The organism is Pseudaquabacterium inlustre, from assembly GCF_038066595.1.
Classification (GTDB): Bacteria; Pseudomonadota; Gammaproteobacteria; order Burkholderiales; family Burkholderiaceae_C; genus Pseudaquabacterium; species Pseudaquabacterium inlustre.
Genome location: NZ_JBBUTH010000007.1, coordinates 619,542 through 634,806 on the forward strand (window position 1 = coordinate 619,542; position 15,265 = coordinate 634,806).

Consider the following 15,265-nt stretch of genomic DNA (forward strand, 5'->3'; position numbering starts at 1 on the left):
CGGGCCGCTGCGCGCCCTCAGGCGGCGTCGCTGGGCGCGCGGCTCAACTCGTTGTTCGCGGTCACCAGCACGCGCAGCATGCGCATGAACTCGGTGCGCTCGGCCGCCGGCAGCGGCGCCAGCATGCGGGTCTGCGCCCGCAGCATGTCGGGCAGCACGGCGCCCAGCAGGGCCGCGCCCTCGTCGGTGATGGTCAGCAAGCGCACGCGGCGGTCGGTGGGCGAGGCGTTGCGCCGCACCCAGCCGCGCGCCTCCAGCCGGTCGACCACGCCGGCGATGGTGGACGTGTCGAAGCCGATCGTGCGGGCCAGTGAGCGCTGGTCCAGCCCCGGCGTGTCGTGCACGGTCTGCAGCGCGGCGTACTGCACCGGCGTGATGCCGTGCGCCTCGGTCTCCTGCAGGAACAGCGCCACGGCGATCTGCTGCAAACGGCGGATGTGGAAGCCGGGCAGGGCATCGAGGTCGACGGGGGAGCGGGCCTTCTTCATCGCAGGCAGGGCACGGGAGCACACCGGGCGGCGGATGCTAGCACCGCACGGGTCATCGGCCGGCGGACGCCGGGCCGGTCAGTCAGCCGCCACGCGCACCACGATCTTGCCGCTCACCTGGCGGTCGCGCATGGCCCGCAGCGCGTCCAGCGCCTGCGCCAGCGGGTACACCGCGCCCACCGGCGGGCGCAGCACGCCGGCCTCGGCCAGGCGGGTGACGGCCTGTGCGTTCTCGGCCGCGCGCTCAGGCCACTGGCGGCCGTATTCGCCGGCGCGCACGCCGTGCAGCGTGAGGCCCTTGTTGAGCACCCGCTGCAGCTTGACCTTGGGCAGCTGGCCGCTGGCAAAGCCCAGCACCAGCAGCCGCGCGCCATAGGCCGCGCAGCGCAGCGAGGCGTCGAACACCTCGCCGCCCACCGGGTCGGCCACCACGTCCACACCGCGGCCGCCGGTGGCGGCCAGCACGGCATCGGCCAGGTGCTCGTCACTGGCCAGCACGGTGACGCCCTGCGCCACCAGGCCGGCCAGGCGCGCCGGCTCGCGCGCCGTGGCGATCACCCGTGCACCCAGGTGCAGGCCCAACTGCACGCAGGCGATGCCCACGCCGCCGCGCGCGCCGTGCACCAGCAGCGTCTCGCCCCGGCGCAGCTGGCCCACGCGGGCCAGCGCCACCCAGGCGGTCAGGCCGATGACCATGTACGCCGCCGCCTCGTCCAGCGACAGGCCGGCCGGGCAGGGGTGCAGCGCGCTGGCGGGAAGCACCGTTTCCTGCGCCAGGCCACCGGTCTTGGCACCGAAGCACACCCGCTGGCCGGGGTGCAGCGTGGCGGCCGCGTCGGCCCCGGCCTCGATCACCTCGGCCACGCCCTCCATGCCCGGCACATAGGGCAGCGGCGGGCGCAGGTGGTACAGGCCCTGGGTCATCAGCAGGTCGGGGAAGTTCAGTGCCACGCGCAGCACGCGCAGGCGCACCTCGCGCGGCGCCAGCGCGCGGCGCGGCTGCGGCCGCCACACCAGGCCGGAAAGGTCGTCGGCCAGGTGCTCGCACACCAGGGCCAGCGGCGCGTCGGCCGGCTCGCGGGTCTGCGCGGCGGCGTGGAAGTCGGTCGGTTCGGCAGGCATCGGGCCAGTCTAGCCAGCCGATCCGGCGGCCCCTGGCACGCGGGTGACGCCGGCACCGCGCCGGCCCCGGTCAGCACGGCGGCGCGACGCCTGCGCGACACCTCGCCTGGGCACTTGCCCCATGGCGCCTGGGGCCGGGGCTGGGCAGCATCGGATGCGCCACGCCGGCCCTTGCACACCCCCCCACGCCATGCCCACACCGCCCCCCGCCCTGGCCGCCCACGACCTGCACCCGTTCAACGGCATGGACGTGCCCACGCTGCTGGCCCAGCGCGCGGCCACGCGGCCCGAGCACCCGTTCATCGTGTGGGAACCCTTCACCGACGAAGGCGCCAGCCCCGGCGACACCTGGACCTACGCCCGCTTCCACGACGAGGCTGGCCGTATCGCCGCCGGCCTGGCGCGGCGCGGCGTGCTGGCCGGCCAGCGCGTGCTGATCCACCTGGACAACGGCCCCGAGGCGCTGCTGGCCTGGTATGCCTGCGCCTGGCTGGGCGCGGTGGCCGTGACCACCAATGCCCGCGCCGCCGACGACGAGCTGGCCTACTACGCCGAGCACTGCGGCGCGGTGGCCGCCATCACGCAGCCGCGGTTTGCCGAGCGCGTGGCGGCGCAGTGCCGGGGCATCCGCTGGATGGTGGTGACAGCCACCGACAACGGCCAGCCGCCCGCGCAGCCGGTGGAGCCCGGCCAGCGCTTCGACACGCTGCTGGCGGCCGAGCGTGCGCCCCGCCGCGCACCCGATCCGCTGGCGCCGTGCAGCGTGCAGTACACCAGCGGCACCACCAGCCGGCCCAAGGCCGTGCTGTGGACGCATGCCAATGCGCTGTGGGGCGCGCGCATCAACGCCGTGCACGAGGACCTGCGCCCCACCGACGTGCACCTGGTGCACCTGCCGCTGTTCCACACCAATGCCCAGGCCTACTCGGTGCTGGCCGCGCTGTGGGCCGGCGCCACGGCGGTGGTGCTGCCGAAGTTCTCGGCCAGCCGCTTCTGGCCGCTCAGCCTGAAGCATGGCTGCACCTGGGTGTCGATGATTCCGTTCTGCATCAAGGCGCTGATGGCCCACCCGGTGCCGCCCGCGCACCGCTACCGCCTGTGGGGCGCGGGCGCCTGCGCGCTGCCCAGCGACGCGCACTTCCGCGTGCACACCCTGGGCTGGTGGGGCATGACCGAGACCATCAGCCACGGCATCGTCAGCAGCCCCAGCGTGCCCAGCCCGTCGCTGGCCATCGGCCGCCCGGCGCCCGAGTACGGCATCGCCATCGTCGAGGACGACGAGGTGCCGCATGCCCAGGCCCGCGCGGTGACACCGGGCGGCTCGGGCCAGCTGCTGGTGCGCGGCATCCGCGGCCTGAGCCTGTTCCAGGAATACCTGGGCAACGCCGCGGCCACGGCCGCCAGCTACACCGCCGACGGCTGGTTCCGCACCGGCGACCGGGTGGACCTGCTGGCCGACGGCTCGATCCGTTTCGGCGACCGCACCAAGGACATGCTGAAGGTGGGCGGCGAGAACGTGGCTGCCAGCGAGATCGAGCGCGTGATCGCCGCGGTGCCGGGGGTGCATGAATGCGCGGTGGTGGCCCAGCGCCACCGCATGCTCGACGAAGTGCCGGTGGCCTTCGTGATCCCGACCGGCCAGGTGCCGGCCGACGTGCTGCGGGGCGCCATCGCTGCGGCCTGCGGGCAGCAGCTGGCCGACTTCAAGCGGCCGCACGCGGTGCGGCTGGTGGACGCGATGCCGCGCTCGACGCTGGAGAAGGTGGCGAAGGCGCAGTTGCGGGTGATGTTGGAGGCCGAGGGGCCGGCGGGGTAATCAGACCCTGCTTGCAACTGCGAGAGCGCTTGCGGCGCGGGTTCCCATGGCGCCTTGCAGCGCGCCGGGATGTCGCCCCGGCGGGCGACCCCGATCAAAACTTGCGCGCGGAACGCCGCAGGGCACGGGGGCTGCCAGAACGGTGCGAGGCGACGGTCTTGCCATCGGCGGCAACGCCTCCGTCACCCAGCCCTTGTCCGGCAGCCTGTTCGAGCCCGCCGGGCGGGCGAGGCGCCCGCCGGGCGGGCGAGGCGCCCGCCTCGGTGGTGGACGGGCAGCAGGGCGTCACCGGAAAGTTCAGGAAGCGTTTCTTTGGGTCCTTTCTTGTCGCGACAAGAAAGGACCTCGCCGGCCGGGCGAGACCGGCGGGCTGCCCCGAACCATGGGAAAGCCCAACCGCAAGCCGCAAGCCGCCGCGGCACCCGCCAACTCACTCGAACAGTTCAGGATCCGTGCGGCAGATCTCCTGCCACAGCGGCTGGAAGTGGATCCAGCCCACCTGGGCGCTGCCGGCGTTCTCGCGCGTGTACACCGCCGATGCATGCGGAATGTGCTTGGGCGTGCCCGCCGCCATGGCCAGCAGCTGGGCCTGGGCGCAGCGCTCGAAGCACACGTACCAGAACACCGCCTCGTCCACCGAGGCGCCCACGGTGAAGTGGCCGTGGTTCTGGTGGATGGCGGCGCGGTTGCTGCCAAAAGCGGTGGCAAAGTCGCGGCCGGCCTGTTCCTCGAACACCACCGCGCCGCCATGGTCGGCGATCACGGTGTTGCACTCGTAGAACGCGCAGCTGTCCTGGGTCAGCGGGTCCAGCGGCACACCCAGCGCGCTGAAGGCCTTTCCGTACACCGAATGGGCGTGGGCGGCCGACACCACGTCGGGCCGCGCCGCGTGCACCGCCGCGTGCAGCACATAGGCCGCGCGGTTCACCGCATGCTTGCCGTAGACCACGTCACCCTGGTGGTTCACCAGGATCAGGTCCGACACCTTCATGTGGCGGAACGACACGCCCAGCGGGTTGACCCAGAAGTGGTCGGGAAACTCCGGGTCGCGCACCGTGATGTGGCCGGCCACGCCCTCGCCGAAACCGAAGCGGCCGAAGATGCGCAGCGCACCGGCCAGCTTCTGCTTGCGGCGCAGGCGCTCCTCGGCCACGCTGGCGGCCGGGGCCAGCCACTCGGTGCCGAACACCGTCACCGGCTTGGGCGTCAGCGGCACGCCGTCGATCATCTTCACGGGGGCGGCGTCAGATCCGGTGGCGGCTTGGGCGGCCGGGGTGGGGGCGTCGGCGGTGGCGGTGCTCATGGGGGCCTTCCTGGGCAGGTGGACGCCATGGCGCGGCGGGTGCACGCGGCCATGGCAGGGCAGGGCGGCAGCGCCCGGCGCCGCGGCCGAAACGCATTCCAGCCCAGCGGCGCACGGCTTTCCGTCGCCGATGGGACAGGGTGGACGGATTTCCGTCAGCCCCGTCCCGGCGCGGCGCGGCACAAACCGCGACGAATCAAGCACTTGGCCGCGACGGGCGGCCTGGCCCTGGGGATTACCCGGCTTGGCACGCTGCCTGCGTAGCTCTGGGCGATGTCCTGCCCGAAGTTCCCGCAGCACCCGCATCGCCCGCCGCGCCGGCCGGCCGGTGCGCGCGCCGCCGCGCGCCGCCTCGGGCTGGCCCTGGGGCTGCGGTTGGCGACCGGCCTGGTGCTGTGGGGCGCGATTGGCGCCGGGGCGCTGGCCGCCGGCACGCCCACCCCGGTGAAGCCCACCGAGGCCAGCGAGACGCTGCGCCGCATCGCCGAGACCGGCACCATCCACCTGGGCCACCGCGAATCCTCGGTGCCGTTCTCGTACTACGACCAGCGCCGCCAGGTGGTGGGCTACTCGCACGACCTGATGCTCAAGGTGGTGGAGGCCATCCGCCAGGAGCTGAAGCTGCCGGCGCTGACGCACAAGCTGGTGCCCGTCACCTCGCAGAACCGCATCCCGCTGGTGCAGAACGGCACCGTGGACATCGAGTGCGGCTCCACCTCCAACACCAGCGCGCGCCAGAAGCAGGTGGCCTTCTCCACCTCGATCTTCGTGGTCAGCACGCGGCTGCTGGTGCACCGCGACTCGCCGATCAAGGATTTCGCCGACCTGTCCGGCAAGCGCGTGGTGGTGACCGCCGGCACCACCTCGGAGCGCCTGCTGCGCACCTGGGTGGAGGGCCGCGGCCAGCGTGTGCAGCTGGTCAGCGCCCGCGACCACAACGATGCCTTCAAGGCGCTGGAGGCCGGCCAGGTCGATGCCTTCATGCTCGACGATGCGCTGCTGTACGGCGAGCGCGCCAAGGCCGCCCGCCCCGACGACTGGGTGATCACCGGCACGCCGATGTCCAGCGAGACCTACGGCTGCATGCTGCGCCGCGACGACCCGGTGTTCAAGGCCCTGGTCGACCGCACGCTGACGCAGCTGCTCACCTCGGGCGAGGCCCTGCGCATCCACGCCCGCTGGTTCCAGAAGCCCATCCCGCCCAAGAACGTGAACCTGAACTGGCCGCCGTCGAAGGCGCTGCTGGAGCTGTACCGCCAGCCCAGCGACCGCGCGCTGGACTAGCGCCCAGCCCCCACCGCGCGCTCACCGTGTTTTCCTGACCTGCAACCCTGAGAGTCCTGTCTTGATCGCTTCCCGTCTGCTCCTGACCCAGCTCGGCCGTGTTCTGGCCGGCGCCGCGCTGCTGTGCGCCGCCACCTTCGCCGCCGCGCAATCGGCCCCGGCCGCCAAGCCGCAAGTGGTGGTGCTGGCCACCGGTGGCACCATCGCCGGAGCCGGCGCCACGGCCGCCAACAGCGCCTCGTACCAGGCCGCCAAGGTGCCGGTGGACAAGCTGATCTCGGGCCTGCCCGAGCTGGCCAACGTAGCCAGCGTGCGCGGCGAGCAGGTGTTCCAGATCGCCAGCGAGAGCTTCACCAACGAGCACCTGCTGACGCTGGGCAAGCGCGTGGCCGCGCTGGCCGCCCAGGCCGACGTGAACGGCATCGTCGTCACCCACGGCACCGACACGCTGGAAGAGACCGCCTACTTCCTGCACCTGACCGTGCGCACCGACAAGCCGGTGGTGGTGGTGGGCTCGATGCGCCCCGGCACGGCCCTGTCCGCCGACGGCGCGCTGAACCTGCTGAACGCCGTCACCGTGGCCGGCGAGGCCTCGTCGCGTGGCAAGGGCGTGCTGGTGGTGATGAACGACGAGATCCACACCGGCCGCGATGTCACCAAGTCGATCAACATCCGCACCGAGGCCTTCAAGAGCCCCTGGGGCCCGCTGGGCATGGTGGTGGAGGGCAAGGCCTACTGGTTCCGCGCGCCGGTCAAGCGCCACACGCTGAACTCGGAGTTCGACATCACCAAGCTCGGCGCACTGCCCCGCGTGGACATCGCCTACGGCAGCGGCAATGCCACCGACACCGCCTACAAGGCCTTTGCCGCCGCAGGCGCCAAGGCCATCGTGCACGCCGGCACCGGCAACGGCTCGGTGGCCAACGCCGTGGTGCCCGCGCTGCGCGAGCTGCGTGCGCAGGGCGTGCAGATCGTGCGCTCGGCCCGCGTGGTCGGCGGCGGCTTCGTGATCCGCAATGCCGAGCAACCCGACGACCAGTACGACTGGGTGGTTGCCCATGACCTGAACCCGCAGAAGGCCCGTATCCTGACGATGTTGTCCCTGGCCCAGGGCGCCGACAGCAAGACGCTGCAGCGGCAGTTCCTGGAATACTGATCTTTCACCCTTCCACCCTGCGGGGCCACGAACCCCGCGCTTCCTCGTTGGAGAGTCCCATGAACACCAAGACCCCTCTGCTGACCACCCTGGCGCTGTCGGCGCTGCTGGCCGTGGCCGGTGCGGCCCAGGCCGACACGCTGAAGAAGATCAAGGACAGCGGCAGCATCACGCTGGGCGCGCGTGAATCCTCGGGCGCGCTGGCCTACACCCTGGGTGACGGCAAGTACGTCGGCTTCCACACCGAGATGGCGCAGCGCATCGCGGCCGACCTGCAGAAGCAGCTGGGCATGGCCAAGCTGGACGTGAAGTTCCAGGTCGTCACGTCGCAGAACCGCATCCCGCTGGTGACCAACGGCACGGTGGACCTGGAGTGCGGCTCCACCACCAACAACGCCACGCGCCAGAAGGACGTGGCCTTCGCCGTGACCACCTACGTCGAGGAAGTGCGCATCGCCACCAAGGCCAACTCGGGCATCACGGCGATCAACCAGCTCAACGGCAAGACGGTGGCCACCACCACCGGCACCACCAGCGTGCAGACCCTGCGCAAGCACGAGCGCGCCACCGGCGTCGACTTCAAGGAAGTCTTCGGCAAGGACCACGCCGACAGCTTCCTGCTGCTGGAATCGGGCCGCGCCGATGCCTTCGTGATGGACGGCCAGATCCTGGCCGGCAACATCAGCAAGTCCAAGGCCCCGGCCGACTTCAAGATCGTCGGCGAGGTGCTGTCGGTGGAGCCCATCGCCTGCATGATGCGCAAGGACGATCCCGCCTTCAAGAAGGCCGTGGACGACAGCATCAAGGGCATGATCAAGAGCGGCGACCTGGCCAAGCTGTACGACAAGTGGTTCATGCAGCCGATCCCGCCGACCAACACCAAGGTCGGTCTGCCGCTGTCCGAAGCCACCAAGGCGGCCTGGGCCAACCCCAACGACAAGCCGATGGAAGACTACGCGAAGAAGTGATCGCGCAGTCTGATGTAGGGGTCGCGGGCAGGGCACTGACCCGCGACCAAGCCGGACGAGGGGGACACATGAGTAGTTGGGATTGGCAGTTCTTCTGCAACGACACGGCCACCGGTGAAGCGGTGGCCGGTTGCTTCGGCCCGGGTGGCAAGGAGCAGACCTATCTGCAGTGGATGCTCAACGCCTGGGGCTGGACGATCACCGTCTCGGTGCTGGGTCTGCTGCTGGCACTGGTGGTGGGCTCGCTGATCGGCATCGCCCGCACCACGCCCAACAAGGCGCTGGCGCGCTTCGGCGAGGCCTGGACCGAGCTGTTCCGCAACATCCCGCTGCTGGTGCAGGTGTTCCTCTGGTACCACGTGCTGCCGGCGCTGATCCCGGCGCTGCGCTCGGTGCCGCCCTCGCTGCTGGTGATCTGCGCCATCGGCTTCTTCACCAGCGCGCGCATCGGCGAGCAGGTCAAGGCCGGCATCAACACGCTGCCGCGCGGCCAGCGCTATGCCGGCCAGGCGCTGGGCATGACGCTGCCGCAGACCTACCGCTACGTGCTGCTGCCGATGGCCTTCCGCATCGTGATCCCGCCGATCACCAGCGAGAGCATGAACATCGTCAAGAACTCGGCCGTGGCCTTCGCGGTCAGCATCCCCGAGCTGGCGCAGTTCGCGCAGCAGGCCTCTGAAGAAACCTCGCACTTCGAGGAGATCTTCATCCCGGTCACGGCGCTGTATTTCGTCTCGGCCTTCCTGGTCAACCGGGTGGCCAAGTTCATCGAGGCGCAGGTGCGCATCCCCGGCACGGCAGGAGCCAAGTGATGCTCAACCTCGACTATTCCTTCCTCACCTGGGACGTGCTGCAGAGCTTCGTCCTCAAGGGACTGATCTTCTCGTTCCAGCTCACGCTGGTGGCCATGGTCGGCGGCATCATCCTGGGCACGCTGCTGGCGATGATGCGGCTGTCAGGCAAGCGCTGGCTGGCCGCGCCGGCGGCGTTCTATGTGGACACGCTGCGCTCCATCCCGCTGGTGATGGTGATCCTGTGGTTCTTCCTGCTGATCCCCAAGCTGCTGGGGCCGCTGGGCGGCGAGACCTCGGCGCTGATCACCTTCACACTGTTCGAGGCCACCTATTACTCCGAGATCATGCGCGCGGGCATCCAGTCGGTGTCCAAGGGCCAGGTGAATGCCGGCTACGCGCTGGGCATGACCTACAGCCAGAGCATGAAGCTGGTGGTGCTGCCGCAGGCCTTCCGCAACATGCTGCCGGTGCTGCTGACGCAGACCATCGTGCTGTTCCAGGACACCTCGCTGGTCTATGCCGTGGGCGCCTATGACCTGCTCAAGGGCTTCGAGGTGGCCGGCAAGAACTTCAACCGCCCGGTCGAGACCTACCTGGTCGCCGCCGTCGTGTACTTCGCGATCTGCTTCTCGCTGTCGATGCTGGTCAAGCGTCTGCAAGCCAAGATCGCCATCATCCGATAAGGAAGCGCCGTGATTGAAATCAAGAACGTCAGCAAGTGGTACGGCGCCTTCCAGGTCCTGACCGACTGCAGCACCACGATCAACAAGGGCGAGGTCGTCGTGGTCTGCGGCCCGTCGGGCAGCGGCAAGAGCACGCTGATCAAGACCGTGAACGCGCTGGAGCCGTTCCAGAAGGGCGACATCGTCGTCGACGGCACCAGCCTCACCGCGCCCGGCACCAACCTGCCCAAGCTGCGCAGCCGCGTGGGCATGGTGTTCCAGCACTTCGAGCTGTTCCCGCACCTGTCGGTGACCGACAACCTGACGATCGCGCAGATCAAGGTGCTGGGCCGCAGCCCCGACGACGCCAAGACCCGCGGCCTGAAGATGCTGGACCGCGTGGGCCTGAGCGCGCACAAGGACAAGTTCCCCGGCCGGCTGTCGGGCGGCCAGCAGCAGCGCGTGGCCATCGCCCGCGCGCTGAGCATGGACCCGATCGTGATGCTGTTCGACGAACCGACCAGCGCGCTCGACCCCGAGATGGTGGGCGAGGTGCTGGACGTGATGGTGCAGCTGGCCAACGAGGGCATGACCATGATGTGCGTGACGCACGAGATGGGCTTTGCCAAGCGCGTGAGCCACCGCGTGATCTTCATGGACGCCGGCAAGATCGTCGAGGACTGCAAGAAGGAAGAGTTCTTCGGCAACGCCGAGGCCCGCTCGCCGCGCGCCAAGGACTTCCTCGCGAAGATCCTGCAACACTGAGCCGGTGAACACCCCCGCCCGCCTCGCGCTGCGCACGCTGCTGCTGGGCGTGGCCGCGCTGGCGGCGGTGCTGGCCGTGGCCACGGCCAGCTTCCAGGCCAGCGAGCGCCAGGGCATCGCCGAGCTGCGGCGCGAATCGGCGCACCAGCTCGACCTGTTCGCCACCGCGGCCGAAGGCGTCATCCGGCGGCTGGAATCGGTGCCCGCCACCGTTCAGCTGAACCAGGACGTGCTGGCCCTGCTGCACGAGCCCGGCCAGCCGGCGCGCGTGCAGGCCGCCAGCACCTACCTGCGCCGCCTCAACGCGCACCTGGGCAGCATGGCCATGCTGGTGCTCAGCGAGCGCGGCAACGTCCTGGCCGCCAGCGACGACGCGCTGATCGGCGAGGACCAGTCCTTCCGCCCCTACTTCCTCGAGGCACTGTCGGGCCGCGTCGGCCAGCACTTCGCCATCGACGCGCGCGACGGGTCGGCCGGCTACTACGTGTCGCACCCCATCCACGACGGCCCGCGGGTGCTGGGCGTGGCCGCCGTGAAGATCAGCCTGGAGGCCATCAACGCCGCCTGGCCCACGCTGGGCACGCCGGCGCTGCTGGCCGATTCGAACCAGGTGGTGGTGCTGTCGTCCGAGCCCAGCTGGCGCTACACCACGCTGGGCGAGCTGCCGCTCGAGCGCCGCGTGGTGATGCAGATCTCGCGCTCCTATGCCGACCAGCTGCTGCCGCGCCTGCCACTGCAGGTGGACCTGCGCGTGGACGAGGACAGCCAGGTCATCGAGGGCGTGCTGCCCAACGGCCTGGGGCCCGGACGCGCGGCCGGCCCGCGCATTGCCGGCGGCGGCGCGGCCAGCCGCGGCATGCTGGTGCTGGGCCGCACGCTCGACGGCATGGACTGGCGGCTGCTGATGTTCGCCGACCTGCAGCCAGTGCGCCAGCAGGCCTGGCTGCACGGGCTGCTGGCCGGCCTGGCGATGGGCATGCTGATGCTGCTGGCGCTGATCGTGCTGCAGCGCCGCCGCATCCTGAAGCAGAAGCTGCAGGCCCAGGAATGGCTGCGCGCCGCCAACACCGAGCTGGAAGACAAGGTGCGCGCCCGCACCCGCGCGCTGTCGGAAACCAATGACCGCCTGCTGCGCGAGGTGGCCGAGCGCCAGCAGGCCGAGACCACGCTGCGCCGCGCGCAGGATGAGCTGGTGCACGCCGGCAAGATGGCCGCGCTGGGCCAGCTGGCCACCGGCATCACGCACGAGCTGGCGCAGCCGCTGGGCGCCATCCGCACGCTGGCCGGCAATGCGCTGCAGTTCATGCAGCGCGGCGACCTGGACGTGGCCCAGGGCAACCTGCAGATCATGACCCGCCTGGCCGACCAGATGGGCGCCATCATCCATCCGCTCAAGGGCTATGCCCGCAAGAGCGCGGCCCAGCCCAGCGCCTGCGACGTGGGCCAGGCCCTGGGCAATGCGCTGTTCCTGCATGACCAGCGCCTGCGCCGCGAGGCCATCACCGTGCACCGCCAGCTGCCGCCCGGCGGCATCAGCGCCTGGTGCGACCCCAACCGGCTGGAGCAGGTGCTGGTGAACCTGATCGGCAATGCGCTCGACGCCATGGGCGGCCTGGAGCCCGCGCGCCGCCAGCTGTGGCTGCACGCCGGCGTGGCCGAGGGCCAGGCGGTGATCGAGGTGCGCGACAACGGCACCGGCCTTGGCGACGAGGCGCTGGCGCGGCTGTTCGAGCCCTTCTTCACCACCAAGGATGCCGGCGTGGGCCTGGGCCTGGGCCTGGCCATCTCGCGCGACATCGCGCGCGAGGCCGGTGGCGAGCTGGACGCGCACAACCACCCCGAGGGCGGCGCCTGCTTCCGGCTGCGGCTGCCGCTGCCCCATGCCGACGGCAGCGGCGCGCGGCCGGCCGGCGAGGGCGCCGCCACCGCCGCCAACGTCGACAATGGGCACCCCGCCATCCCGCCCAACCCCCACGCCGTGCCATGAGCCTCGAGCTGTCCGTCCTGCTGGTCGAAGACGACCTGCCCATGCAGCTGGGCTGCGCCCAGGCGCTGCAGCTGGCCGGCCTGCGCGTGGTGGCGGTGGAATCCGCCGAGGCCGCGCGCGCCCAGCTGGCGCCGGGCTTTGCCGGCATCGTCATCACCGACATGCGCCTGCCCGGCGCCGACGGCCTCTCGCTGGTGCGCCACTGCCAGACGCTGGAGGCCGAGCTGCCGGTGATCATGATCACCGGCCATGGCGATGTGAGCCTGGCGGTGGAGGCCATGCGCAGCGGCGCGTACGACTTCGTGCCCAAGCCCTTCTCGCCCGAGGCCCTGGTGGAGGTGGCCCGGCGCGCACTCGACAAGCGCCACCTGACGCTGGAAGTGGCCAGCCTGCGCCAGGCCCTGGCCGCACGCGAGGGCGTGGCCGGCAAGCTGGTGGGCAAGTCGCCGCAGATGGAGGCGGTGCGCCAGCTGGTGGGCCGCGTGGCCGGCTCGGCGGTGGACGTGCTGATCCGCGGCGAAACAGGCACCGGCAAGGAGCTGGTGGCCCAGGCCCTGCACGAGAACTCGCCGCGCCGCAGCGCGCCGCTGGTGGCGCTGAACTGCGGCGGCCTGCCCGACAACCTGCTCGACAGCGAACTGTTCGGCCACGAGGCCGGCGCCTTCACCGGCGCGGCCAAGCGCCGCATCGGTCGCATCGAGCATGCCAACGGCGGCACGCTGTTCCTCGATGAGGTGGAGAGCATGCCCATGGGCGTGCAGATCAAGCTGCTGCGCGTGCTGCAGGACCGCGTGATCGAGCGCCTGGGCTCCAACCAGCGCATCCCGGTCGATTGCCGCGTGGTGGCTGCCAGCAAGGACGACCTGCTGGCGCGCGCCCAGGCCGGCACCTTCCGCGCCGACCTGTACTACCGGCTCAACGTGGTGACCATCGACCTGCCGCCGCTGCGCGAGCGGCGCGAGGACATCCCGATGTTGCTGGAGCACTTCATGCTGCTGGCCGCCAGCCGCTACGGCCTGGCCGTGCCCACGGTCAGCACTGCCCAGCTGCATACGCTGATGGCCCATGCCTGGCCCGGCAACGTGCGCGAGCTGCGCAACGTGGCCGACTGCCTGGTGCTGGGCGTGCGCAGCGACGTGCTGGGCGCGCTGCCCGGGCCGGGCGACGCGGCCGATGCGCCCGACCGCGGCGCGCTGCCGCTGGCCGAGCGGGTGGACGAGTTCGAGCGCAACCTGATCCGCGAGGAACTGCAGCGCCAGGGCGGCAACATCGCCCGCAGCGCGGCCGCGCTCGGCTGCCCCAAGACCACGCTGGCGGACAAGATCCGCAAGCACGGCCTGGGCGCCGGCCCCCAGTAGCGTCAGTAGATCGAGCCGCCCGAGGCGCTGAGCGCGCCCTGCACCGCGCTGACGCTGTAGGCCGTGCCGCCGCTGCCGGCCCAGCTGGGCAGCGTGAAGCTGGCCGCGCCGGCCTCGATGCGGTAGACACCCACCTGGCGGTAGGTGAGGGGCTGCAGCGGCGCGCACACCTCGGGCGCCCCCGGTGCCTGCAGGAAGTACACCGAGCCGCTGCCCACCGCCGTGCCGCGGCCGGCCGGGTCGATCAGCAGCGCGGTCTGCTCGTCGACCGCGATGCCACGCGGGGCCGCGCTCCAGCCGGCCGCCCACACGCGGCACAGAAAGGCCAGGTCGCGGCCCATGCGGTCGCGCGCGGCGAAGTGCGGATCGCCGATCACACCGGCCAGCTGCGGCACGGCCGTCAGATCGCGGTCGAAGGTCATCGTGCGGTGGAACGGGTCGGCCAGCGCCTGGCTGGAGGTGGCGCCCTTGCTGGCGGCCGCGCTGTAGACGAAGGGGGTCAGCACGTTCAGGCCGGCGCTGGTGCCGCCCACCGGCGCGCCGGCCGCGATGCGCTCGTTGAGGGCCTGCTGCAGCGCCGTGCCCTTCCAGGCCTGCACGTACACCGACTGGTCGCCACCGGCGATCCACACCGCCTCGGCCTGGCGCACCAGCGCGGCCACGCGGCTGTCCTGCGCCGCGGCGGCGGTGGGCACGATCAACGTGGCCACCGAGTTGGGCGCCGCGCCCGCGGCCGTGCACAGGTCGCGCACATAGGGGTTGTAGGCCTCGGTGCCGCTGGCGCGCAGCACCAGGAAATCGCCCCCGCGGCTGCGCTGGCACATCCACGCGAAGGCCGCGTCCACATCGGTGCCACCGCCCATCAGCACCGTGCCGCCCTGCAGCGTGGCGGCCGCGTCGGCGGCCTGGCCCAGGCGCACGTAGGTGTAGGGCAGCTTGGCCGCCGTCATGCTGCCGGCCAGGCCGGCGAGGGTGAGGGCCACGGCCCAGGCGGTGTACTTCATGGTGGTCGGCGTCCGGTCAGGTCAGCGGATGAAGGTGTCCACATAGCCCTCGCCCAGCCCCACGGCGCTGTAGTGCGCGCGGCACTTGGCGATGCGCGTGAACACGTCATCGTAGCCGGTGCAGTGGCCGTCCGGATCGCAGTAGATCATCGCGCCGTTGACCTGGAACATCGTGATCATCTCGTCCACGTGCGGGTCGACCACCAGCGTGTGCGTCTCGCCCGGGGCCTCGTAGACATAGGCACCCTCGGTGGCCACCCAGTCGTGCTCGAGGTAGCGCCACTGGCCCTTGATGACGTAGCCGTGCACCGGCTGCGGGTGGCGGTGGCGGCTCAGCACGCCGGCGCGGCGCACGCGCAGCAGGTTCATCCAGTAGCCGCGGCTGGCGCTCAGGCACAGCGGGCGGAACCACACGTTGTCGTCCACCGGCACCCAGATGCGCTCGTCCTGCGGCACGGCGTCGGGCACCACCAGCTCGGGTGGCGACTCCTTGGGCATCGGGTGTTTGTAGGGCTGCCACTTCTGCGAATCAGGCGGCACGGGCTGGGTCATGCGGGT

The 15,265-nt window shown here is 71.2% G+C and carries 14 protein-coding genes; 9 read left to right on the forward strand and 5 right to left on the reverse strand.

Annotated elements, in window-relative coordinates; genetic code table 11:
* Positions 1-17: 17 nt before the first annotated feature.
* Entirely contained in the window at positions 18-488 is a 471-nt protein-coding gene (locus AACH10_RS14330) for a MarR family winged helix-turn-helix transcriptional regulator (protein WP_341411109.1), read from the reverse strand.
* A gap of 78 nt (positions 489-566) precedes the next feature.
* Positions 567-1,610: an NADPH:quinone oxidoreductase family protein gene (locus AACH10_RS14335; RefSeq protein WP_341411110.1), complete on the reverse strand. Its 1,044-nt coding sequence runs from the start codon at positions 1,608-1,610 to the stop codon at positions 567-569.
* Between the two features lie 190 nt (positions 1,611-1,800).
* Here AACH10_RS14335 and AACH10_RS14340 point away from each other — a divergent pair, with 190 nt between their 5' ends.
* Entirely contained in the window at positions 1,801-3,426 is a 1,626-nt protein-coding gene (locus AACH10_RS14340; protein WP_341411111.1) for an AMP-binding protein, read from the forward strand.
* A gap of 430 nt (positions 3,427-3,856) precedes the next feature.
* Here AACH10_RS14340 and AACH10_RS14345 read toward each other — a convergent pair whose 3' ends face one another.
* Positions 3,857-4,729 (reverse strand): class II aldolase/adducin family protein, encoded by an 873-nt coding sequence (locus AACH10_RS14345; RefSeq protein WP_341411112.1) that lies wholly within the window; start codon positions 4,727-4,729, stop codon positions 3,857-3,859.
* Positions 4,730-5,002: 273 nt separating this feature from the next.
* On the opposite strand from AACH10_RS14345, the gene AACH10_RS14350 reads away from it, so the two are divergent.
* The 8 genes from AACH10_RS14350 to AACH10_RS14385 all read left to right on the forward strand — a co-directional run bounded on the left by AACH10_RS14350 (position 5,003) and on the right by AACH10_RS14385 (position 13,703).
* Entirely contained in the window at positions 5,003-6,013 is a 1,011-nt protein-coding gene (locus AACH10_RS14350) for a glutamate/aspartate ABC transporter substrate-binding protein (RefSeq protein ID WP_341411113.1), read from the forward strand.
* 61 nt (positions 6,014-6,074) lie between these two features.
* Positions 6,075-7,169, forward strand: a complete 1,095-nt coding sequence (locus AACH10_RS14355; RefSeq protein WP_423228606.1) for a type II asparaginase — start codon at positions 6,075-6,077, stop codon at positions 7,167-7,169.
* A 59-nt stretch (positions 7,170-7,228) separates the two neighbouring features.
* Positions 7,229-8,137 carry an amino acid ABC transporter substrate-binding protein gene (locus tag AACH10_RS14360; RefSeq protein WP_341411114.1) on the forward strand — a complete coding sequence of 303 codons (909 nt, stop codon included), beginning with the start codon at positions 7,229-7,231 and terminating at the stop codon, positions 8,135-8,137.
* Between the two features lie 68 nt (positions 8,138-8,205).
* Positions 8,206-8,949, forward strand: coding sequence for an amino acid ABC transporter permease (locus AACH10_RS14365; protein WP_341411115.1), 744 nt, complete (start codon positions 8,206-8,208; stop codon positions 8,947-8,949).
* Entirely contained in the window at positions 8,949-9,614 is a 666-nt protein-coding gene (locus AACH10_RS14370) for an amino acid ABC transporter permease (protein WP_341411116.1), read from the forward strand. The genes AACH10_RS14365 and AACH10_RS14370 overlap by 1 nt, the downstream gene beginning before the upstream one ends.
* A gap of 9 nt (positions 9,615-9,623) precedes the next feature.
* Positions 9,624-10,358, forward strand: a complete 735-nt coding sequence (locus AACH10_RS14375) for an amino acid ABC transporter ATP-binding protein (protein ID WP_341411117.1) — start codon at positions 9,624-9,626, stop codon at positions 10,356-10,358.
* 4 nt (positions 10,359-10,362) lie between these two features.
* Positions 10,363-12,345, forward strand: coding sequence for an ATP-binding protein (locus tag AACH10_RS14380; RefSeq protein WP_341411118.1), 1,983 nt, complete (start codon positions 10,363-10,365; stop codon positions 12,343-12,345).
* Positions 12,342-13,703 carry a sigma-54-dependent transcriptional regulator gene (locus AACH10_RS14385; protein ID WP_341411119.1) on the forward strand — a complete coding sequence of 454 codons (1,362 nt, stop codon included), beginning with the start codon at positions 12,342-12,344 and terminating at the stop codon, positions 13,701-13,703. Before AACH10_RS14380 ends, AACH10_RS14385 begins: the two co-directional genes overlap by 4 nt.
* 2 nt (positions 13,704-13,705) lie before the next feature.
* Here the strand turns inward: AACH10_RS14385 and AACH10_RS14390 are convergent, their stop codons facing one another.
* Positions 13,706-14,707, reverse strand: coding sequence for a cyanophycinase (locus tag AACH10_RS14390; RefSeq protein ID WP_341411120.1), 1,002 nt, complete (start codon positions 14,705-14,707; stop codon positions 13,706-13,708).
* A 21-nt stretch (positions 14,708-14,728) separates the two neighbouring features.
* Positions 14,729-15,259, reverse strand: a complete 531-nt coding sequence (locus tag AACH10_RS14395; protein WP_341411121.1) for a 2,4'-dihydroxyacetophenone dioxygenase family protein — start codon at positions 15,257-15,259, stop codon at positions 14,729-14,731.
* Positions 15,260-15,265 lie beyond the last annotated feature (6 nt).